This is a genomic window from Ensifer sp. B1-9 (assembly GCF_050474445.1).
Taxonomy (GTDB): domain Bacteria; phylum Pseudomonadota; class Alphaproteobacteria; order Rhizobiales; family Rhizobiaceae; genus Ensifer.
In genome coordinates this window covers 523,911-545,654 of sequence record NZ_JBCHVG010000001.1, presented here as the reverse complement: position 1 = coordinate 545,654, position 21,744 = coordinate 523,911, and the positions used below count along the sequence as shown (strand labels likewise).

The 21,744-nt window shown below is 62.8% G+C and carries 21 protein-coding genes; 8 read left to right on the top strand and 13 right to left on the bottom strand.

Annotated features, from left to right (window positions below):
* Positions 1–120: 120 nt before the first annotated feature.
* The 3 genes from ACQ5BM_RS02730 to ACQ5BM_RS02720 all read right to left on the bottom strand — a co-directional run bounded on the left by ACQ5BM_RS02730 (position 121) and on the right by ACQ5BM_RS02720 (position 2,269).
* Positions 121–570, bottom strand: a complete 450-nt coding sequence (locus tag ACQ5BM_RS02730) for a VOC family protein (protein WP_429807425.1) — start codon at positions 568–570, stop codon at positions 121–123.
* Positions 571–658: 88 nt separating this feature from the next.
* Positions 659–1,306, bottom strand: coding sequence for a VIT1/CCC1 transporter family protein (locus ACQ5BM_RS02725; RefSeq protein WP_429807423.1), 648 nt, complete (start codon positions 1,304–1,306; stop codon positions 659–661).
* 72 nt (positions 1,307–1,378) lie between these two features.
* Positions 1,379–2,269 (bottom strand): LysR substrate-binding domain-containing protein, encoded by an 891-nt coding sequence (locus ACQ5BM_RS02720; RefSeq protein ID WP_429807420.1) that lies wholly within the window; start codon positions 2,267–2,269, stop codon positions 1,379–1,381.
* Between the two features lie 112 nt (positions 2,270–2,381).
* On the opposite strand from ACQ5BM_RS02720, the gene ACQ5BM_RS02715 reads away from it, so the two are divergent.
* The gene (locus ACQ5BM_RS02715; RefSeq protein WP_429807417.1) at positions 2,382–2,660 is read left to right on the top strand and encodes a hypothetical protein; all 279 of its coding nucleotides are present in this window, start codon (positions 2,382–2,384) and stop codon (positions 2,658–2,660) included.
* 99 nt (positions 2,661–2,759) lie between these two features.
* A complete protein-coding gene (locus ACQ5BM_RS02710; RefSeq protein WP_429807414.1) occupies positions 2,760–2,963 on the top strand; it encodes a hypothetical protein in 204 nt (67 codons plus the stop codon).
* Positions 2,964–3,154: 191 nt separating this feature from the next.
* Here ACQ5BM_RS02710 and ACQ5BM_RS02705 read toward each other — a convergent pair whose 3' ends face one another.
* Positions 3,155–3,781, bottom strand: coding sequence for a hypothetical protein (locus tag ACQ5BM_RS02705; protein ID WP_429807411.1), 627 nt, complete (start codon positions 3,779–3,781; stop codon positions 3,155–3,157).
* A gap of 645 nt (positions 3,782–4,426) precedes the next feature.
* Here ACQ5BM_RS02705 and ACQ5BM_RS02700 point away from each other — a divergent pair.
* The 3 genes from ACQ5BM_RS02700 (at position 4,427) to ACQ5BM_RS02690 (ending at position 7,267) form a co-directional block, all read left to right on the top strand.
* Positions 4,427–5,431, top strand: a complete 1,005-nt coding sequence (locus tag ACQ5BM_RS02700; protein ID WP_429807409.1) for a GlxA family transcriptional regulator — start codon at positions 4,427–4,429, stop codon at positions 5,429–5,431.
* A gap of 182 nt (positions 5,432–5,613) precedes the next feature.
* On the top strand, positions 5,614–6,564 hold the full coding sequence (locus tag ACQ5BM_RS02695; RefSeq protein ID WP_429807406.1) for a phosphatase PAP2 family protein: 951 nt from the start codon (positions 5,614–5,616) through the stop codon (positions 6,562–6,564).
* Between the two features lie 103 nt (positions 6,565–6,667).
* Positions 6,668–7,267 carry a YdeI/OmpD-associated family protein gene (locus ACQ5BM_RS02690; RefSeq protein ID WP_429807403.1) on the top strand — a complete coding sequence of 200 codons (600 nt, stop codon included), beginning with the start codon at positions 6,668–6,670 and terminating at the stop codon, positions 7,265–7,267.
* Between the two features lie 58 nt (positions 7,268–7,325).
* Here the strand turns inward: ACQ5BM_RS02690 and ACQ5BM_RS02685 are convergent, their stop codons facing one another.
* The 5 genes from ACQ5BM_RS02685 to ACQ5BM_RS02665 form a co-directional block, all read right to left on the bottom strand.
* Entirely contained in the window at positions 7,326–7,808 is a 483-nt protein-coding gene (locus ACQ5BM_RS02685; protein WP_429807400.1) for a VOC family protein, read from the bottom strand.
* 124 nt (positions 7,809–7,932) lie between these two features.
* Positions 7,933–9,225 (bottom strand): diguanylate cyclase, encoded by a 1,293-nt coding sequence (locus ACQ5BM_RS02680; RefSeq protein ID WP_429807397.1) that lies wholly within the window; start codon positions 9,223–9,225, stop codon positions 7,933–7,935.
* Positions 9,226–9,506: 281 nt separating this feature from the next.
* Positions 9,507–10,352: a response regulator gene (locus ACQ5BM_RS02675; RefSeq protein ID WP_429807394.1), complete on the bottom strand. Its 846-nt coding sequence runs from the start codon at positions 10,350–10,352 to the stop codon at positions 9,507–9,509.
* Positions 10,353–10,540: 188 nt separating this feature from the next.
* Positions 10,541–11,614: a cyclic nucleotide-gated ion channel gene (locus ACQ5BM_RS02670; RefSeq protein WP_429807391.1), complete on the bottom strand. Its 1,074-nt coding sequence runs from the start codon at positions 11,612–11,614 to the stop codon at positions 10,541–10,543.
* Between the two features lie 305 nt (positions 11,615–11,919).
* Complete coding sequence (locus tag ACQ5BM_RS02665; protein ID WP_429807388.1) at positions 11,920–12,294, bottom strand: GFA family protein; 375 nt, start codon at positions 12,292–12,294, stop codon at positions 11,920–11,922.
* Between the two features lie 191 nt (positions 12,295–12,485).
* Between ACQ5BM_RS02665 and ACQ5BM_RS02660 the strand changes: the two genes are divergently transcribed.
* Both ACQ5BM_RS02660 and ACQ5BM_RS02655 read left to right on the top strand, forming a co-directional pair.
* Entirely contained in the window at positions 12,486–12,899 is a 414-nt protein-coding gene (locus ACQ5BM_RS02660; RefSeq protein ID WP_429807385.1) for a nuclear transport factor 2 family protein, read from the top strand.
* 174 nt (positions 12,900–13,073) lie between these two features.
* A complete protein-coding gene (locus ACQ5BM_RS02655; RefSeq protein WP_429807383.1) occupies positions 13,074–14,483 on the top strand; it encodes an adenylate/guanylate cyclase domain-containing protein in 1,410 nt (469 codons plus the stop codon).
* A gap of 114 nt (positions 14,484–14,597) precedes the next feature.
* On the opposite strand, the gene ACQ5BM_RS02650 is transcribed toward ACQ5BM_RS02655, so the two are convergent.
* Positions 14,598–15,359, bottom strand: a complete 762-nt coding sequence (locus ACQ5BM_RS02650; protein WP_429807381.1) for an MBL fold metallo-hydrolase — start codon at positions 15,357–15,359, stop codon at positions 14,598–14,600.
* A gap of 205 nt (positions 15,360–15,564) precedes the next feature.
* Here ACQ5BM_RS02650 and ACQ5BM_RS02645 point away from each other — a divergent pair, with 205 nt between their 5' ends.
* A complete protein-coding gene (locus tag ACQ5BM_RS02645) occupies positions 15,565–16,293 on the top strand; it encodes a hypothetical protein (protein WP_429807378.1) in 729 nt (242 codons plus the stop codon).
* Positions 16,294–16,420: 127 nt separating this feature from the next.
* On the opposite strand, the gene ACQ5BM_RS02640 is transcribed toward ACQ5BM_RS02645, so the two are convergent.
* The 3 genes from ACQ5BM_RS02640 to ACQ5BM_RS02630 all read right to left on the bottom strand — a co-directional run bounded on the left by ACQ5BM_RS02640 (position 16,421) and on the right by ACQ5BM_RS02630 (position 21,687).
* Positions 16,421–17,971, bottom strand: a complete 1,551-nt coding sequence (locus ACQ5BM_RS02640) for a caspase family protein (protein WP_429807376.1) — start codon at positions 17,969–17,971, stop codon at positions 16,421–16,423.
* 350 nt (positions 17,972–18,321) lie between these two features.
* Positions 18,322–18,600, bottom strand: a complete 279-nt coding sequence (locus ACQ5BM_RS02635; protein ID WP_173516883.1) for a hypothetical protein — start codon at positions 18,598–18,600, stop codon at positions 18,322–18,324.
* A gap of 273 nt (positions 18,601–18,873) precedes the next feature.
* Positions 18,874–21,687, bottom strand: coding sequence for a mechanosensitive ion channel family protein (locus tag ACQ5BM_RS02630; protein ID WP_429807373.1), 2,814 nt, complete (start codon positions 21,685–21,687; stop codon positions 18,874–18,876).
* Between the last annotated feature and the right edge of the window lie 57 nt (positions 21,688–21,744).

Here is a 21,744-nt window from a genome sequence, read left to right as displayed (position 1 = left end):
CGTCAATGGGTGATGATGGATTGGAGCATCGCGTCCGCGTTTGAAAATGCGGGGCCCCGGAAGCAGACCGGAACCCGGCCCCTCGATCGAGACGGCACGGCCGCTTCGCGCCAGACGCCGTTATCTGCCCGGCTCATTACGGGTCTGCTCAAGCTCGAGAACGTTTCCCTCGGGATCGCGCGCATAGGCAATGAGATACGGCTTATCCTCCGTCCCAAAGTCCGTGATCTCGCCAATCTGGCTTCCACCTGCCTGAATGATCGCTGACAGCGCAACGCGAATATCTTCCATCTGGAATGACAGGTGCCCAAGGCCAGGCTCGTTCACCCTCGGTTGGCTCCGATCATGCATGATCTTGTGCTCATGGATTTCCAGGAAGGGGCGGTCGATTGCGGGGAATTTGAGCCAGATCGTGTAGATCTCACAGTTGGCAATGCCATTGCCTTTCGACACCTTTTCTCCGGACAGCATCCTGGGTTCCCGAAGGAGCTCGCATTTCAAGACGTTCACGTAAAAGGCGGCGAGCGCATCCGCGTCGCGGGCGACCAAGTTGATGTGGGCAAGCTTCATGCGGCGATCCTGGTGAGGCGGCAATCGTACAGACTGGCCGGGAGAGCAAAAGGGGCTGCTGTCGGCCGACAGGGCCGTGCTGCGAACGCTAACCGCCAAACAGGATGGTCACCGCCACCAGCACGGCTCCGATCGCCGTCATCGCAAAGGCCATCGGCCAGGGGCCGCGGCCCATATATTGACCGAGCCGCGCGCCGACGACGAAGAGCATGACGAGCGCGACCCCGTTGGAGACGCGCATGGCCAGGGCGACATCGTCGATCAAAAGGAACGGCATGCTGGGCGGCAGCGTCGAGGTGACGACGAGCAGGAAGATGGCGAAGGCCGCCTTGACGTCTTGCCCGGTGACCGCCCGGTGCCAGGGGTCGGAAGAAAGCGCCCTCACCCGCAAAAGCAGCGCTTCCGTTTCCTTTGGCGAAGAGACACGGCGCACGTCATCGGGCAGGCTTTCCAGGAACATCTCGCGGGCACGATCAAGCGGCTCGCGCCGGAGACCATCGAGAAAGCCGCGGCGGCGCACCCGCTCGACCGCCGTCGTCAGCACATACATGACGCCATCGACAATGCCCCAGGCAATGTTGCAGCCGAAGGCGGCGGCGAGCACCGCATTGACCCCGCCCTCGCTACCCGTGACCGTGCTCATCGTCCCCGTGAAGGAAAGCGCCATCAGCAGCCCGAAGATGATCTCCGAGAGGCGATCGATCGGATCGAGAACGGGGCGCGGTTGCTCGCTCAAGGCTCAGCGTCTCCCAAGAGGCGGAAGGGCTGTCGGCAGGGCTCGGGAGACGACAAACCACATGCGGCCTCCCTATTGCATCTGCAGTTCGGCGAAGGCGTCACGCACATGGTCGGCCACCGCCAGCACCGGCGCCGGCGCATCATTGATCACCTGCAGGCCGATATTGTAGTGGCCGAGATCCGGCAGGCCGTCACGCTCGCCGAGCTGCACCATTTCGCCCTGGACGAGGTAGCGCGGCAGCGGCGCGATCGCGAGGCCGGCGAGAACGGCGGCGCGCTGGCCGGTCGTATAGGCACTGAGAAAGGCTATGCGGAACTTGCGGCCCGCGCGCGACAGTTTCTCCACCGCATCGGCCCGCCACACGCAGCCATCCTCCCACATCGATACCGGCAGCGGATCCTTGAGATGGGCGTTGCCGCATTTGGCGCCGGCCCAGACGAGCTTCTCCTGCATCAGGATTTCGCCGTTTTTCGGCGTTCCCTCGGTCAGGCTGTTGAAGATGGCGATGTCGAGCCGATGCTCGTCGACCTTCTTGCGCATGGCGTTGCTCATGCCGATCGATACGTCGATCGTCACGTTCGGATAGGACTCTGCGAAACGCTTCAGCACCTCCGGCAGGATGCGCTCGCCGACATCTTCGGGCGCACCGACGCGCACGACGCCATTCATGTCCGGCAGCAGGAAACGCGACACCGTTTCATTGTTGAGCGACAGCAGCCGGCGGGCATAGCCGAGCAGCATTTCCCCCTTCGGCGTTAGCGTCACCGAGCGCGCGTCACGCAGGAAAAGCGTGCAGCTCAGCATCTCCTCAAGCTTCTTGATCTGCATCGAGACGGCAGACGGCGTGCGGTAAACGGTCTCGGCGGCGGTGGTGAAATTGCCGGTCTCGGCAATGGCGACGAAGGTCTTCAGCACGTCCATTTCAAGAAGCGGAAGCGCGTGGCGCATCATCATGTTCATGGCGGCATCCTCGATCAGAAAAACTGAAAGATTGGTTCACTTCATTTCGTTTGATTGAACATCACCGATGTCCGATAGTCAAGCTCAAGGACGACGAAGGAAGGAGAAACCCATGTCCGCCGCCCAGCTTGTTATCACCACGCCCAACAGTTCCCTCCGTAACAGCTCTGCTTCGCAGACAGTGGTAGAAAAGGGGTATAGCAGGAGCAACGACATGGTCCTCACCGCCCTTACCCAAATGATCGCCGTACTCGACGGCGTTGTCCGCCAAAGACGTGAACGGCAGATCGCCCGAAATCGGGTGGAAGCCCAGCGCGAACTGGCCAAACTGCCCCAGAGGGTCCGCGACGACGTGATGTTTGCAGACCCGCTAATCAATCACCATGTTTGATGAAAAGCATCAAACATATTCGTTGGAATGATAGATCAGGTTGCGCCATAGATAGCGTCATGGTCGCGACCTGCTGAGACACTCAGAAGGAGCCATGAAATGTCCAACATCCATTTTTCATCGGCCTCGGAACGGGCATCCTCCCACTCGTCCCTTCCGGGTCTCTTCAACCTGCGCGTCCGCGCCTGGGCGGCGTGGAAGCGTCACCGCCAGGAACGGGCGCTCGAGAACCTGTCCTATGACACGCTGAAGGACATCGGCTTCCCGTCGGTCGACGATGCGGTGCATAAGAGCGAACAATGAAGACGGCTTGGCCTGCCCCGGGGCGGCCGAAGCAGCCGGATACAATGAAGGGCATCGCCGAGAAGGCGGTGCCTTTCTTCTTTTGATCGGTATCTTTCCAGAGACCGGCCCTCGGATGATTGGTCGGCATGACAGCGATGGTCCCCGCCTTCGGGTTCATATGCGCACAAAGACAGCTTCCGAAAGGAAGATCAGTTCAACTCGAAAATCCGGCAGGCGCGGAAGCCGAAGACCCTGCCCATTTTTGCCGCTCGCAGCGCCTGGGTGAGCCGGTCGCTCAAAAAGAATAAGCGGATCAACGGTGGGCTCACCCACAAATCCGGGCCGTTGCGCGCCGTCGCGCTGACGGCGACATCGTCGTCCTGGAGATTTGGCGGCATTTTCATACGCTTACTGCCAAGCACCCTTACCGACGGCGAGTACTCGGGCAGGAACGTGTCCTTGCGCTCGCCGATATTGAGGCAGAAATACTCGCCCTCCACCGGCGTCTTTCGGTCATACTGAAAAAGCTTGATCGGATATAGCGAGGAATGGCCGAGATCGAATTGCCGCAGGATATCGGCACAGGCCGCCGAAACCACGACCGCGCCTGCGGCAAGCACGAGATCCGCCTGCTTCTTTTCCTTCTTGTCGGGATATTCGGCGAAGATCTCCTTTGGGAAATGCTCGGCGGACATCCGCTCGCCCGCTTGGTTCAATTCGGCCATCTGGCCAAGGCTCATCCCCGTCGGCAGCGGATCAGCGGTAAACCCTTTTATCCGTGTTGAGTCCATGAAGGCGCGACTGACCCAGACCTGGACGTTTTTCGATTGCGCCATACCGGCATGCCCCCGCCCGAATGTTTCAGAGACGCCACGAGCACCCCTCCGGACGAGACGCGGCACCGAGCCGTGAGGTGCTCCAAGGCAGCGCCACCGACCGGTGATTGCATGCGACAACGATCACTACCATTTAACATTCGCTAATACAAGCAGTGCATGTCTTGCCCACGCAAGACCCGGTCTGATTGAAGAATTGAGGATCCCAAGTCGGCGATTTGCTTTCGATCCGCGCGCCGGGGACCCAAGGACAGGCTGAGAGCGTCTTTGGCTGATCCGCTGGCGCGGGTCCGGGTTGTCGTTGCGGCAAGTCCAAATCATGACCGGCGGAGCGCGACTTGCCTCATACCGACACCCCGCTTCCGCAGCGAAAACGTCGCAATCGGCAAACACAACCCTGGAGCGCGTTTTGCGATTATTGCGTATCTCTGGCAGTTCTTGTCAGATAACGTCAGCAGCGCTGGAAAAACTGTCGCTTTCCTTACAAAAGCCTGAAAGATCCATCGAACCGCCTTTTGCCGCCCGATGTCGCAATGCGAAATCACTTTGCGGTCGCGGCTTTCCATGTCAATGTCGCAAATAGACAAGCCGAACAGTATCTTCCAAGCGACGAATATACCCGCATCGCCAAGCATGGGAAGCCTCATGAACAAGCCACTGACCAAAAAGCGTTCTCTCGTCTTCTTCCTGGTGCCGAACTTTTCCATGCTGCCCTTTTCGGCGGCGATCGAAACGCTCCGCATCGCCAACCGCATGCTCGGCTACGAGGCCTATACCTGGCGCCTCGCTTCGACCGACGGCGAAAAGGTCCTGTCGTCGAGCGGCATCGCGCTCGAGGTCAACTCGTCGCTTGCCGACGAACGCAAGTTCCTCGGCGGCGAAAACCGCCCATCGATGGTGCTGGTCTGTTCCGGCATCTATGTCGAGGACTTCAACAACAAGTCGGTCAACGCCTGGCTGCGCGAGGTCTATAACCGCGGCGTCGCCGTCGGCAGCCTCTGTACGGGCGCGCATGTGCTGGCTTCGGCCGGCCTGTTGACCGGCAAGCGCTGCGCCATCCACTGGGAAAACCTGCCGGGCTTCTCCGAAAGCTTCCCGCAGGCGGAAGTCTATGCCGACCTCTACGAGATCGACAGCAACATCTACACCTGCGCCGGCGGCACCGCCTCGCTCGACATGATGCTGAACCTGATCGACCAGGACTTCGGCGAGAACCTCGTCAACCGCGTCTGCGAGCAGGCGCTGACCGACCGCGTGCGCGGCCCGCATGACCGCCAGCGCCTACCGCTGCGCGCCCGCCTCGGCGTGCAGAACGCCAAGGTGCTGTCGATCATCGAACTGATGGAAGCCAACCTCGCCGAGCCGCTGTCGCTTCTGGAAATCGCCGAGGGCGCAGACCTTTCGCGCCGCCAGATCGAGCGGCTGTTCCGCCAGGAAATGGGCCGGTCACCTGCCCGCTACTACCTGGAGATCCGCCTCGATCGTGCCCGGCACTTGCTGATCCAGTCGTCGATGCCGGTGGTCGAAGTGGCCGTTGCCTGCGGCTTCGTCTCCGCCTCGCACTTCTCCAAGTGTTATCGCGAACTCTACAACCGCTCGCCCCAGCAGGAGCGCGCCGACCGCAAGCTGACGCTGCAGATGGCGCGGTAACAACCTGATAGAGACAGGCTGAAGGGCGGAGCAATCCGCCCTTCAGTATTTTCGCGACATCCATGCCGATAACTTGCAAGAGCGAGACAGGCACGCTCGCCTGCGCAACCCTAAGAGAATAATTTACGAAAACACAACCAGGAACGTCCTAATCTCCGCCCCATACTGGTGCGGAGTTTTTTATGAGAGATTTTCTTGAGCCTCGTCTGTTCCTGATCGCGGAAACGGTCTTTTCCTATGCGGCACTTTTGCTCACGGCATCCGTCGCCGGCTTTCCGATAAGCTTTGAAGAATGGCCCTACGGCGTCGCGGTCCTGGCAGCCATCATCTTTGCGGCGGACGTCCTTGCCCTGCGCTTCAAATTCTACACCCTTCGAACGGCGATCGAATGTTGCGGATTCGGCGTACTGCTCATCGTCCCGATCACACTTTCGACCTACCTTGCCACCTGGATGAATTTCCCGCTTGCCGATCTCCAGCTTTCCAGGTGGGACCGGTCGCTTGGGGTCAACTGGACCGCGATGATGGGCTGGATCGATCAGCACCCGCTGCTGGCCGAGGCGCTGAACAAGGCCTATCGCTCCTTCGCCTTGCAGCTTCTGATCTTCCCCTTGCTGCTCGCCTTGGCCGGCAAACACGTAAGAGCCTATCAGATGGTCGCCGCCTACGGCCTGCTGTGCTTCCTGTCGAGCGCGGTCTCCATCTCTTTCCCGGCGCTTGGGACCTATTCCCACTACCAGTTCGATGCGCGCAGCCTCGAACACATCGACGCCACCTACGGGTATTTCTTCCTTGAGCAGTTCCACGCGGTGCGCAACGATCCGGGCTTCGTGTGGCGGCTGAAGGAAAGCATCGGTATCCTCACATTTCCGTCGGTCCATGCCGCCGTCGCAGTCCTCTGCGCCTGGGCGCTGTGGCCACTGATCTGGCTTCGTTATCCCGCACTGCTCTTGAACCTCGCAATGGGCTTCTCGGCGGTCCCGGCCGCAAACCACTATGTCGTCGACGTGATCGCCGGGGTCGTGGTCGCTCTCGCCGCAATCGGCGCGGTCACATATGTCACGGGCCCGTCGCGGCGGGAGTTGCCGAGCTTGTCCGGACCGGCCCCTGCCGCGTCGGCAATCGCGCAATGATGAAGCAGGGAGTTGATCCTGCCCGCGGCCAACCGCCGCTTGCACGCCGGCTCATTTTCGGCTGAATGTCTGCCACGTCCAAAACGCGAGGAGAGCGTCGCTGATGGCACCGGTTGAGATCGACCCTGCAAAGGTCCACGAATTCAAGGACTTCCAAAGCTTCTACGACTGGCTCGGCGTCCACCACCGGAGCGAGGACGAGGTCTGGATCAAGATCCACAAGGTAAGCTCCGGCCTGCCCTCGATCACGCCCAAGGAGGCGATCGACGTGGTGCTTTGCTGGGGCTGGATCGACGGCGTGCGTAAGGGGCTGGACGACAAGAGCTTCCTGCAACGCTACTCGCCGCGCGGCAGGAAAAGCATCTGGAGCAAGATCAACGTCGACAACGTCGCGCGGCTGGTCAAGGAAGGCCGCATGACGGAGCACGGCCTGCGCCAGGTAGATGCCGCCAAGGCCGATGGACGCTGGGACCGCGCCTATGCCAGCGGCAAGGACCTGAAGATTCCCGACGACCTGCAGGCGGCGATCGACGCGGAACCGCTGGCAAAGGCGATGCTCGCCAAGCTGAGCGAGCAGAACCGCTTCGCGCTTGCCTTCCGCACCCACAACATGAAGACGGAGGCCGGCCGCAAGAAGAAGATCGAGACCTTCGTCGAGATGCTGAAGCGCGGCGAGACGATCTATCCGCAGGGACGGAAGTGAAGCGGCTGCCCCGGCGATCACGCGCCGTCATGACGGTCGGGACAGCCACTCCCGATTCTTAAACCTGACCGTGAAACGCCCGCTCCAGTTCGGCGATATCGGGCTTGATCATGCCGAGCATGGCCTCCGCCGCACGCTTGGCGCGCACGCGGTCGGAATGGGCGATCATGTCGCCCATCACGCGCGGGGCGATCTGCCAGCACAGGCCCCAACGGTCGCGGATCCAGCCGCATTGCTCGGGTTCTCCGCCGTTCTTGAGGATCGCATCCCACAGCCGGTCGATCTCCTCCTGGCTATCGCACTGGATCATGATCGAGAAGGAATGATTGAATGGATCGAGCGGCCCGGCTTCAAGCGCCAGGAATTCCTGCTTGCCGAGCGTGAACTCGATGATCTTGACGCTGTCGGGCGGCCCGCTCGGGCTCTCGGCCGGCAATGTGGCGATGCGAGTGATCGCCGAATTGGGAACGAGCGATACGTAGAATTCGACCGCCTCGCGCGCCTCCTTCTCGAACCAGAGATTAGAAACAACATTCTTCATGCGTCGGCTCCTCTTCGTCCCGCTTGATCACGTGCGGGTAACCGAAGGACGTTCGACTTCGTTCCAAGCCGACAGCTGTCACATCAATATTTCTAAAATGGGCCCGACGGCTTGGCCCGAGAGCTTAGGACGCCAGCGCGTCGAGAAGCGCGAGTTCAGAGATCACCCGGTTTCGGCCCGCATGTTTCGCCATGTAGAGAAACTGGTCGGCGGCGTGCAGGTAGTTTTCGAAGGCTTCCGCCGTCTCGATGGTAGCAAGCCCGATCGAGACGGTGATCGTCAGTTCCTCGTCGTCGGCAACGATCCGCGATTTCGCCAGTTCCAATCTCAGCGCATCGCAAAAGGCAAAGGCGCGCCGCACGTCGCAGCCGTTGAAGAGAATGCCGAACTCCTCGCCGCCGAGGCGGGCGAGCAGGTGTTCCTCGCCCACCAGCGCCGCCAGGCGCTTGGCCACATGCTTCAGCACGATGTCGCCGATCTCGTGGCCATAGGTGTCGTTGAGCCGCTTGAAATGGTCGATGTCGAGCACGGCGATCGCGGTCGGCTCGCCGCGCCTCAAGCACTGCTCCACCAGGCGCGGACCGGCGAGGAAGAAGTGGCGGCGGTTATAGAGGTCGGTGAGATAGTCGCTCGCTGCCTGCCGCTGCAGGGTCTGCAGGCGCTTCTGCACGCCGGCGGCTTGCGCGATGCGGCCGTTGAACTCCGCTTCGAGGAACGGTTTCTGGATGAAGTCGGTGCCGCCCGCCTCCAGGAACCGGGCGCCGGCGCGCCTGTCGCCGCTGTCGGAAAGACCGATCACCGGCAGCGCGCCGTCGCCCTGCCGGCGCTCCACTTCGGCAAGCAGTGCCGCACCGGACATGTCGGCGAGATCGAGATCGGTGACGACGAGATCGACCGCCTCGCCGCTATCGAGCACCTGCAGCGCGTCGGCCGCGGACGCGACCTCGCAGACGGAGATCCGCTGCCTTCTCAGGATACCGACAAGTTCACTGCGCGAGGCGGCATCGGAATCGGCAAGCAACACCGTCGTCTTGCCGTTGGTAAGCGCCCGGTCGACAGCGCCGATCAAAAGGTTGATCGATTCCGGCTGGTGCTTGATGACGCAATCGAGCACACCGCGCGACAGGATCTCTTCGCGCGTATGGTCGTTGAAGGCCGCGGTAAAGACGACGGCCGGCTCCTGATTTTCAAGGACGAATTCGAGCGCCTCGCAATTGGGCGCATCCGGCAGGTTGAGATCGAGCACCGCGAGCGAGAAGCTTTCCGGCGCCTGTTCCAGTGTTTGCTTAAGCGCCGCAAGCGAGCTGCAATGGGTGACGCGGATGCCGTGGACGGACTCCAGTCCGTATTTCAGCGCCGTCGCGAACATCCGGGAGTCTTCGACAAGCAGCATGCGCTTGTCGCTGTGCTTTTGCACAGAGTTCACCCGGCCCGGCGTGCGGCGCAATCTCACGTCCCTGCACCCCCTCTCGAGCCGCAGGCGTGCTTCCCTCAAGGGGTGACGCTGGCTCCGAATATGTGAATAAACCCTGTCACTGACCGCACCGGCCCTTTGGCCGGCGTGATCTGGTGTGACCGGGCTCCCCGCTCCTGCTGCGGCGGATTGAAGACCGATCGGATTGCAATTTCGTTAATGCAGCAACCTGAGCGCGGGAGTTCGCGCCCTTTGCCATAATATTTTGGGGATTATTTCTCGTATCAGGCCAAAGTCTGCGCCGGAACCCTAACCTTTTCACTGAGCGTGCGGATCTTCGTCAGCGTGTCCAGGTTCTGGTTGACGCGGCAGTAGAATTCCTCGTTGACGAAGGGACGAACGACGAAGTCGTTGCCGCCCGCTTTCAGGAAGCGCGCCGACAGCAGCCGGTTGGTGGACGACGAGACGCCGATGATGCGCAACTGATGCGGCCCATAGGAACCGCGGATGCGCCGCGTCAGTTCGAAGCCGTCGATATCGGGCATGTTGTAGTCGGTGATGACGAGGCCGATATCGGGGTTGTTCTTGAGAAGTTCGAGCGCAGCCGCGCCGCTGTCGGCCGAGCTGGTGCGGAAATTGTAGCGCTTGAGCTGCGTCGTCAGCAGCGCGCGCGCCGTCGGGCTGTCATCGACGATCAGCACGTGGTGCTTGTGGTTGGTGAGGAAGCGGCAGACGGATTCCGCCAGCATGTCGACGGCAAAGACGCTGTCCTTGATGACGTAATCGACGATTTCCTTGGCAAGGATCTTCTCGCGCGTCGACTCCTGGAAGGAGCCGGTGAAGACGATGGTCGGCACGCTCATGTCGATCAGATAGTTGAGCGCCTCGCCATTCTCCGCCCCCGGGAGGTTGATGTTGGAGATGGCGAGCGACGCCGGAAAAGTCGCGTTTTCGACGGCAAACTGCAGGTCGTCATAGTCGCGGCAGACGATGACATCGATGTCGAACAGCTCTTTCAGCCGCTTCGAGACCATCGACGAGAAGAGGTTGGAGTCCTCGGCCAGCACGATACGGTGCTCGCCAAGGGATTCGCCGGAATAATACATTCCGGAAATGCCAAAAAACGACATTGAACGCCTATGTGAAAGAGTGTCCCCCTACAGCGCCCAAGCGTTCCTCATGCCCGCAAAGTCACTGTAACTTGCAGCCGCCATGCTAGAGGAGAAAGGCTTTCTCTGATGTTAATGGGCGGCCGGCGAAATGACGCCGTAGGGTGTCGGGATGGAACTTCGCGGTCGCCCCCGACGCAGCGCTGCCGTCAGCCCTTGGGTGTCTGGCCGCGCCGCGCCTCGGCCGTCTTGCGGATGACTTCGGCGATCTCCGGATTGCTGCTCGACAGCATCTGGAAATCCTCCGAATAGAGCGACAGCAGCGAGACCTCCGTGGCGGCGCTGACGGTCGCCGATCGTGGCTCGCCCGAAATCAGCGCCATCTCGCCGAAGAAGCTGCCGGGGCCGAGCTCGACCGGTGTCGGCGAAGGTGTGGCGATGCTCACGCGTCCCTCGACGATGAAGAACATCTGGTCGCCCGCCTCGCCCTTGCGGCAGATGACGGCGCCGGCGGGCACCACCCGTGGGCGCAGCGCCCTGACGATCTCGACGAAGGCGGCCGAGCCGAGCTTCTGGAACAGCGGCACCGCGGCCACCAACTGCCAATTGCGCACGAAATCCTGGCGGCGCACCTCTTCGAAGAAGCCGGTGGCGAGAATGCCGGCCCAGAGCGCGAAGATGCCGATGCCGCTCATCATCACCAGCCCGGCGAGCACCCGCCCGGCCAGCGTCTGCGGGATCTCGTCGCCATAGCCGGTGGTGGAAAGCGTGACTACCGCCCACCACATGGCCTGGGGAATGCTGCCGAACTTGTCCGGCTGGACATCCCGCTCGATGAGATAGGCGATCAGCGATGCGCCGAAGAGGACGATGCCGAAGAGCGAGGTGACGCCGACGAGACTGGGGGCGGCCCGCGACACGACCCGGCCCAGCAGCCGGAAGAAGGTGGAATGGCGCAGCGGCTTCAACAGCCAGATGCCGCAATAAAGGCTCTGATCCTGCGGGCCGGCAAGGAGGAAGCCGGCAAGCGGAACGATGACGGCCAGGAGATCGATCGTGATTTCGGACATCGTCGCACGACCGTCCTTCGTCCGCAGCGCGACGAGCGTGTCGGCCAGTTGCAGCGCATAGACGGCCCAGATATCGGCGAGGAACCCCTCGAGGGCAAGCCGCGCGCCGGCACCAAAGTTCGGCGCGGTCAGCGCGGCAACCACGATGAGACCCGCCGCCGCCAAAAGGCCATTGGCAACGTCCGATATCCTCAACAATGGCCGTGCCGACATACACTCCCCCAGCAGCCCGCGACTTCACACGCAACGCGGCACCACAGCAACGCCTTGATCTAAAGCACAATCCTACTCTTGAATCGATGCTCATTTAAGGGAAGCGAAAAATGGGATCGCGCATCCGCTCGGCCGCCCTGTTGCGTCTCTGAAAGCCAATGTCCGCCGTCGACAAGATGCCGTTCCATATCCGGCAGGTCACGCAGATAAGCCCCGCCGACTTCTCCGGCATGGAATGTCGTTCGGCACCCGAACGATGAGGACCAGAGCGCCGGTATTCGCAGGACGCAGGCAGGCGCTTGCCTTCATATCCGGTCTTCTTCGAACTGCGCTGCCCCTTCTACCGGCCTTAGCCACGGCTCGCGGCGCTTGATCCAGAGTTCGTAGCTCGGCACAAGCGGCGTCGGCGCTTCGGACAGGATGCCAAGCTTGACTTCCGCCTCCTGGTCGTCGGCCGAGAAGACGCGCGAACCGCAACGGGGACAGAAGCAGCGCCCCTGGAACACCGCGGTCTCGCCGGTGTGCTCGAAGCTATCGGCAGGCCAGATGCCATAGAAGGTGAAGGCCGAGCCGCTTTCCTGCCGGCAGTCGGTGCAGTGGCAGATACCGACCCGCATTGGCTCACCGCGCACCGAAACCTGCACCTGGCCGCAAAGGCACTTTCCCGAGAGCATCGTCATGACCTTATCCTGTCGCGCAACGGCTGATGTCAGAGCGGGAAACGACGCACGCGGGCGTTGGGTTCCCGCAACGGCGGTCTTTAAAGCGATCTCAGCGCGCGATGCCGTGCTTGGTCCCGCAGGCCTGGTGTCGGCAGGGAACTTTTCGCCTTTCCATGTCTTCTGCGGGTATTCCGATGGAGGACGCGAACATGCATGCCGAAAGACAGGAGATCATCGACCTCGAACAGGAATTCTGGCGAACCATTATGGAGAAGGATACCGAGGCGTCCGTGGCGATGCTGCCCGAACGGTCGATCGTCGTCGGTGCGCAAGGTGCAGCCGTGCTCACCCGGGACGACTACCGCCGGATGGCCGAGCAGGCCGAGGGCTCCTGGAGCCTCAGATCGTTCCAGCTCGACGACGTCAGCGTCATCTTTCCGCGGGAGGACGTCGCCGTCATCGCCTACACGGTGACCGAAGAGATGGAGGTCGACGGGCAGCCCCTGACATTGAAGGCCGCCGACGCCACGACCTGGATCCGCGAGAACGGCGGATGGGTGGCCGCGCTGCACACGGAATCGGTACGCGGCGACCCCTTCGGCCGCGACCGGAAGGCGGCGTAGGGCACGTCTCCTTGAAGCGACCGCGGAATGGACCCTGCGCGGCGAGGCTCCTCATTGGCCTCGTCGCCATGCGGACTGCAGCGACGGCAAAGGCGGCCCGCGCCCATCTCCGGCACCCGAACCTACCCCGACAAACCGGCTGCCCCGCCGGTCTTTTCAGTGTAGGATACCGCCATGAGTGAAGCTCAGCCTCTCTTCGACATGCTGCGCCAAACCGTGCAGCCTGAGATCGCCGACGTGTTGGAGCGCTTTGTCCGGGAAGCGCCGGACCGCAAGCTCTGCCGCGTCAATGCGCTGGCCTTCGCCGCCGAGCACGGGCTGAACGAGGAAAAGACGATCGCCGCTTTCCTGCACGCGTCCCGCCTCGGCCTCTTCGAACTCTCCTGGAACGTGCTCTGCCCCGGCTGCGGCGGCGTGCTCGACGCCAACACATCGCTGAAGACCGTGCAGAGCGACACCTATACCTGCTCGCTCTGCGCCGCCGGCTACGAGCCGACGCTCGACGAGATGGTGGAGGTCACCTTCACCGTGAACCCGCGGGTGCGCCATATCGGGGCCCACAGCCCGCACGAGCTTCCGCCCTTCGAGTATTTCCGCCAGATCTACTGGGGCTCCGGTATCGAGCTGCCGGAAGAGGACTACGAAGCCAGGATCGACGATTTCGTGCTGGAGGCGCTTGAACTGCCGCCCGGCGAAAAGGCCGTCATCTCGCTGCAACTGCCGGCGGAGTTCATCATCGTCTTCGAACCGGTAACGCATGCGGCACAGTTCATCGACGTCAAGGGCGAGCCGACGAAGGAACGGCGCACCCTGTCGCTCGTCTTCGATCGCGGCCATCGCCATGACGAGGCGCTGACCATGCAGCCGGGACCGCTGCGCATCCAGGTGGAAAACCATACGGATGTCCGCACCCTGCCCTCGGTGTGCGCCGCCAACGACGCCCTGCACGATATCCTCGGCCGTCGCCGGCCGTTCCTGACGGCCAAGCGGCTGCTTTCCAACCAGACCTTCCGCGATATCTACCGCACCGATACGATCGATGTTGACCAAAGACTGAAGATCACCAGCCTCACCTTCCTCTTTTCCGATCTGCGCGGCTCCACCGAGCTTTACGAACGGGTCGGCGATCTCGCGGCCTTCGATCTGGTGAAGACCCATTTCAGCGTCGTCAACGAGATCGTTGCCGCCGAAGCCGGCGCCGTGGTCAAGACGATCGGCGATGCCGTGATGGCAACCTTCCCGACACCGGATCGGGCGGTTGCGGCGGCCATGCGCATGCGCGACGCGATGCGCAAGTTGAACGAGGATCGGGGCTCCGAGGATCTGCTCTTGAAGATCGGCATTCACGAGGGACCGTGCATCGCCGTCAGCCTCAATGAGCGCCAGGATTATTTCGGCCAGACGGTCAACATTGCCTCGCGCGTCCAGCATCTCGCGAGCTCGCGTGAGATCTTCGCCACCAGTTCCGTGCTCGACGACCCCCGCGCCTCGAACCTCCTCAGCGATCGCGGCCTCAATCCGCAGTCGCACAATGTCGCGCTACGCGGCATCACCAACGAGATCAGCATATTTTCGATCCCGTGAACCCGGCGGTTCTTCGGAATTGCGCAAAACCTGTCGCGCAAAATTGCGCAGCGGGTTTGTGCGATAGGCGACAGTTCAGGCGCAAGACGCGAAACTGAGAGATCGCGCCGCGCTTCAGACTACCGGCGGGATCAGCGTCAGCACCTCACCGTCATCAGGGATCACCAGTTTCGTCAAGGGGATGCCATGGGCATCGGCGGCTGCCCTGAGCTCGCTCCGGCTGAGCGTCGCGTGATCAAGCGCCTCCATGTGCGCGGCGATGACGAGGCTGTTCTTCGCCATCTCGCAGACCTTGATCGTCTGCTCAGCATCCATGACGATGAGGTCGCCGTTCCAGCGCGCGGCGCAAGAATGGGTGACGATGATGTCCGGCCTGGTTTCGCGGATCGTCGTCTCGACGGGCGGATAGAAGACCGTGTCGCCGGCCCAGTAGACCGTCGGTTCGCCTTTCGCCTCGAGGCTGAAACCGATGACGGGCCCCATGTCCTGGACGACAGGACCAAGCCCATGGCTGCCATCACGCCGGGTCAGCGTCAGGCCCTGCCAACTGGCTTTGCCGGAGAGCGGCGTGACGTCGCGGAACCCGGCTGCACGTATCGCTTCCTCGTCGCCCGGCTGGCAGAAGATCGGCAGGCCCTTCGGCACCCGCTCCTTGGCGGTATCGTCGAGGTGGTCCTCATGCAGATGCGAGATGATGACGAGTTCGACACCCGCGAGGATCTCGTCGATCGCGACGGGCAGTTCGACCAGCGGATTGGGGGACCGCCCGGCAAAGGACGGCAGGCTGTGTTTCGGCCCAAGGAAGGGATCCACCAGCACGGTGTGCCCGCCATAGTCGAGCTTGAGGGTGGCGTTGCGGATAAGCTGGAGTTTCATGGGAGCCTCCTTCTGCCGGTAGCTGCCGGCGATCCTTGCCAAAGTCGCGGCGATTTTCAGGCCCGAAGGTGGGACACGGCCGCAGCTTTCAGGATCGCGTTGACGCGACCAAGCACATGAAACCTAAAATTGCAACCACAGTTTGAAGGCCGCCTTAATCCCGCCATTCTAACCTACCCGCGAGATCACTGACAGGAGAATGGATGTGCAAGGCACTATCAGCGGCGTAAGATATGGACGTGCGTGGGGGCTCCGACTTGGGCTGCTGCTTGGCTTCACCTTTGCTTTCCCCTTCCTGGTCTATGCCCTCGTTCACAGCTCCGGCGCCAGCGCAATACCGGGCGCCGCCGGTGCGCTGGCCGTCATCCTTGGCGTCTATCTGAAGCCACTCGCCTACCCGCTGTTCGCGGCATCCATCGCAACGATTTCGATCGCGCGAGCAAAGTCAGCGGGGATGCCGGGCAAAATCGGCGCCTACATCGCGCTTCTTGTATTGGCCGACCTCCCCTTCGGCATCGTGTTCGGATCGCATTGGGGGGTGGCTCTTGCGACCGGCCTATACGGCGTGCAACCGCCCTTCTCGTTCGTCGCCGCATTGATCGCCGGCGTCACTCTTTGCCTAGTGCGCGATCCAACCGGGCCAATGACGGGCCACTATTCAGTGGCCTACCGCCTGTGGTCCTGGCTGTTGATCTTTATGATGGCGATCGGCCTTATCGAGTTTCTTCTTCACTTCTGGCATTCGTTTTTCGGACTGCCGGGGCTGAGCGTCAGACAGTGGCTACAGCGCGGCGTCAGCTATCTGCAGTTTTTCACGTTCTATCCGGGCCTGCCGCTGGCGCTGTTGATCGCGGCCTCCACCGGCGTCGTTCGCAGCAGTCGCGAACAGTCCGACGGACCACTCGACATGGAGCGGCCGAATAGCCAAGCGTGAGCGGGCGTCGGCGAACCCGGCCAACATTGAGACCAAGGCCCGCCGGTCGACGGTCGGACATCCTGCCTGAGCCAATCAGTGATTGATGTCGCCCGCCGAAGATCTCTCCCACCGCAGACCTTTGCTCTCACCGCCAGCCGCAGTCCCACGGCTGCCCTCTCGCCGCCCGGTGGCAGGCAAAGGCGCGGCCGCAGGCGTGCGTCGCAGAGATCGTCGTCCTGCCGTGTCCCGACCCGCGGGCGAACATCTGCCGGAAGGCGACGTCTGCATTGGCAGGGCAATTGGCAAAACTCTTCTTCTGCAGCTCGGCCGGCGGGATGATCGTTCGTGTGCCGGTGCTTTTCGTCGGTGTCTTGGTGGAGCCCTGGGTCTCACTCGGTTGCGGCAGCTTCGCCTCGCGCCGGGTCGTCACGCAGCGGCCGCCCTTTGCCTCCTGGTTGCGCGCGCAGACGAGCGGACACACCCGCTCCTTCTCGGCCTTCAGGCGTTCGAGCACGTCGCCGGAGGGGTCGAGCGTCGCAAGTTCGAGTTTGCCGTACTTCGCGAACGCTTCCAGCGCCTTGCGGCTGCCAGCGCCCCAGACCCCATCCTCGCTGCCGGCGCGACAGCCGACGCGGTTCAATTGCTGCTGGATCGATCGAGACAGGGCGCGATCGTCGGTACCTGCTGCGGCTGCAGTCGGATCAACGGCCGCCACCGCCTCGCCACTTGGCGTCGCCGTCGCGCCATTTGTGGTGGGCGCCCGCTCGATGATGCGGATCTTGGCCCTCGCCAGCGAAGCGAAGGCGCCAGAGGGATATTGCTGCAGATAGGCGTCGAAGAGATCGCGGTCCGTTGCATCCTTGATCGTTTCCCAATAGGCAAGCTCGGCCGCCTGGTCCGTGGCCGGCTCCTTGACTTGTGCCGGCTTGCCGTCATCGCCAGGCTTCAGCACCACTTCGCCGGTCAGCGAGGAATTGTCCCAGGGCACCTGCTTGCCGCCCGTTGCGGCGAGAACGTCGCGGCGCACGTCGATCAGCTCGCGAGTGATGTCGCGCCCCGGCTGGCCGAGATGCTTGAGCAGTGCGGATGTGAACGGCGAGTTTCGCCCGCTGCCGTCAAGCGCAACATTGCCGGGCTGGGTGGCAAAGGCGATCAGTGTGCCGATGCCGGTGCCGACCTTGGCAAGCCCGCGGCCGACCGAGGCCGAGCGCGTGCCCATCGAACGCGCGAGGTTGACGGCGAGCGGGTTGTCGCGACAGGCGTCGAGGAAGACGAGGTTGATCCGCGTGCTGCGCTCCATGGCCGACAGGATCAGGTTCATCGGTACCGCCTCGAAATCGAGGTCGACATGCGAGGCGAGCTTGGCGTCGACGGGCGCCAGATAGTTTTCGCCGTCCACCTGGAGACCGTGACCGGCATAGTAGAACAGCGCCAGATCGGCACCGTCGAGCCGACCGACGAAATCGCGAACCACACGCCGAACACCCGCAAGATCGAGATCCGTGCCATGCACCACCTCGAAGCCGAGCCCTTCGAGCTTTGCCGTCATGTCGGCGGCGTCATTGCCGGGATTGGGCAAGGGTGCCACATGCTGATAGGCGGAGTTGCCGATGACCAGCGCCACGCGCTTCTCGGCCAGCGCCTGCGAGGCGCAAAATACCAACAGAACGGACAAGGCGATGCGAAGGAACGGCATGGCTCCCCTCCGGCAATGCGCGACCGACCAGGACGATCGGCGCCGGCCCAATGGCCGAGCGTGCTACCCGCATTGGATCGTGTCAACGTAAGGCAGCAGCTTCAGAGCCCTGCCCTTGCTTCATTGCCATGACGCGCGAGGCGAGCGGTTCATTCAATCATCCAATGGGATTAGAGCATGTCGCGCAAAAGTGTGCGGCGGGTTTGCGATAACGACATGCGAAATATCAAGGGCGTAAAGCGCAAGGAGCGAATCTGAAAGATCGCGACGCGTTTAGGCCGCGCGCACGAAGCCTGGACGCTGCCCGGCAACGGCGCGATGCCCTGGCACCGTCGCCGTAGGATGGAGGGTTACTTCACGACGACGTTGCCGTTGACGATCTCGACATTCTCGTCGCCCTGCAGGCCGATGCGGTCGCCGCTCGGCGCGGTCACGAAACAGCCGCTCGGGCAGATCATTTCCGTCGCTCCGGATGCGATTGCGACTTCCATGCGGCTTTCGCCCTCGACGACGACCAGCACGGCGGTCTCGCCGTCCTTGTTCGTGACGGTCGCGGCCGATGCCGCTTCTGCAGCCAGCGCGCCGGCCACAAGCACGCCGGAAAGCAATGCAATCACAAATTTCTTCATCGCCCATCGGCGCCCGACGCGCCGCCCCTCTCGCCGAGCCAGCCGCCCCGTCGGTTTCGCGACGCTGCGCCGGCCACCTCTTCAGCCGGTGCCAGCCTACTGCATAATTTCTTAAATCGAAATCGATTTGAGAATTGAAATTATGCAGCAAATCAAAGCGCTACAGCGGCCTTTTGCGCGTCAGATCAGACGCGCGGCGCTGTCGGCGCTCACCGGAAGAATTGCATGCTTTTTATCCTGGGCTGGCTGAATAGGCTGTGAATGCGCCGTTTATCAGCGGTTTGGATTCGCGCGGCGGCTGGCGCTTCGGCGATTGCGCGTTTCTTCCACCTCGCCTTCCTCGTCGAGCGGCGCCGCGGAGGCGGTCTTCCTGCCGGAAGCGGTCGTCCTGGCCGGCGCCCCTGCCTCCGCCGACGCCCTTGCCTCGGCGGACGTGGCGCCCTTCGGCTCGCCCACCTTCTCCGGCTCGTCGCTTTCGATGCCGGTCTGGTTCTCGACCGGCACGTCCTCGATCTTCACCGGGAACGGCTCGCCGATGCCTTCGTCGCGGAAGCGTTCGTAGATCGAGATGCGCAGGTCGTTGCGCACGCCGCCGCCGGTCAAGACGTCGGCAACGTAGATCCTGAGCTCGAAGGTCATGCGCTCGTCGCCGAAGGCGGTGAAGCCGACGCTCGGCGACGGATTCTTCAGCACCATCGGATGGGCGGCGGCGATCTCGGAAAGCAGCTCCATGATCCGCCGGGGATCGCTGGCATAGGTCACGGTAACGGCGATTTCGGAGCGGCCGAGCTTGTTGCGGTGGGTCCAGTTGCCGACCGACGCGTTGATCAGCAGCGAGTTCGGCATCATGATCGACTGGTGCTGGAAGGTCTCGATCTCGGTGGCGCGCACCGAGATGCGCTTGACGAAACCTTCCGTCGTGCCGCTGACGATCCAGTCGCCCACCTTGAACGGCCGCTCGACCAAGAGGATCAGCCCCGAGACGAAGTTCGAGACGATGTTCTGCAGGCCGAAACCGACGCCGAGCGAGAGGGCACCGGCGACGAGCGCGAGGTTGGAGAGATCGATGCCCGCCGCCGACAGGCCGATGAGGCCGGCAAGGCCGACGCCGGTATAGCCGATGCCGGTGCGGATGGAGTTGCGCACGCCGGCATCGACGCGGCTGCGCGCCATGATGTTGCCGTCGATCCAGCGCTGGACGAAGCGGGTAACCGCATAGCCGAGCGCGAAGAACAGGATGCCCGCGAGAATGCCGACCAGCGAAATGGTGATCGAGCCGATCTTGATGTCGGTAACCGCGCGATAGGCCCAGGCCTCGATATCGGCGATCTGGAAGCCCCATTGCAATAGGATCAGCGGAATGAAGAACAGGACGACGAGCGCATAGATGCTGAGGCCCGCCACGAGGCCGATCTGATCGAGCGCCACCTGCTCGAGATTGTAGCGCCGCTCGAGATAGCGTCCCGCGGCCGTCTCGGCGAAGGCGTTCTGCTTGGCCACCGCCCGGCCGGTGAGGATGCCGATATACATCGTCACCAGGATCGCGCCGGTAATGATGATCTGCGTGGCGATGAAGCGCGCGAGGCCGACATAGCCCGATGCCGCCGAGATGATCAGCGAGGCGCCGATCAGGAGAAGGCCGACTGAGACGATCCGCGGCCAGGAACGGCCATGTGCCTCGAAGGAATCGTCCTGCCGGAGCGTCGGCTTGATCCAGGCCGATGCCATGATGATGACACCGATGACGATCGAGGCGACGAAGCTCTTGACGACGGTCAGCACCACCGGCGAACCCAGCGCTTCGCTGATGCCGCCGAAGAGATAATCAAGGCCGTTGACCAGCGCCATGGCGAAGATCGTGGCCATCAGCATCCGGGCGCCGCGGTCGGAGACCCGGACCAGCCGCCAGCGCGCATCGCTCGGTGAAAGCACCGCCTGGGCAAGCCGGGTGATGAAGAACACCACCACGCTGACGCCGAGCGTGATCGCGACGATCGGCTCGATGTCGGAGCGAAGCACGTTGAACGAACGCATGAAGAAGAAGCTCGACACGGCGAATGCGGCGGAAGCCAGCGTCGGTATCATGGTCGACCAGAAGGCCACCGACAGACGCCGGAAATAGCTCGGCTCCTCGTCGGTGATATCGTGCTGGATCCAGGGGCGGAACAGCCTGCGGCTGCCGGCGAGGAAGACCAGTGCCGCCAGCAGCGACAGGAACAGCGCCGTCAGCAACTGCACGCGCTTGTAGTTCCAGGCAAAGCTCAGCCAGCTCGTGACGCTGCGGGTGAGCACGCGGGTCTCGTCGGCCGTCGCCGACAGGGCATCGTTGAACATGGTGCCGGAGACTTCGGTGTTCTTCAGCAGCGTGTTCGAAAACAGCGCGCGGCGCGTGGCCGTAATCGCGTTCGAAAGCTTGGTCGACTGCACCGAGAGCCCCTCGGCCTCGCCGGTCAGCGCGTTGATGGCGCCGCGCTCGGCGACGAGCCGCTTGCGCTCGGCGGACACGATGTCCGCCTCCGGCGGCTGCCCCTCGCCCGGCGGATCGCCGAGTTCGGTGAGCCGCGCCTTGATCTCGTCGAAGCGCGGACGGGTCGAGACCGATACGCCGATGATCTGCTTCGAGAGCGCATCGACCTGGACCTTCAGTTCCGCAAGCGCGGTATCGTCGTCCTTCGCCTTGTCGACGAGGTCCGTCAGCCGCTTGAGCTCCTCGCCGGCCTTGGCGAGTTGCTCGGTCGCCTGGGTTTGAGCCGGTGGCGCGGCATCGGCCGGCACCGGCTCGCCGGCGGGCGGCGTTGCCGTTTGCGCCGGCTGGGCGGTCGTCGCGGCCGGCTCGGCGGCAGCGCCGGGAGTCGCACTATTGTCAGCGGGTTGCGCACCTTCCTGCGCCGGCGCCGTCTTGGCGGCCGGCTGGGCGGCGTTCTGGCCGGACTGAGCGGGCGCCGCCTTCTGTGCCGGCTGTGCTGCGTTCTGGCCCGTCGCCTGTGCCGGCTGCGTCGGCTTTTGCGCCATGACCGGACCGGTGGCGGCAAGCGCCAGCAGGCAGAGGAGAATGGCAGGCAATTTTCCGACAGAACGCAATTTCATGATCCTTGCAGGTTGAGACCCGTGATGCGGAATCGCGTCAGTGGTCATCACAATGCG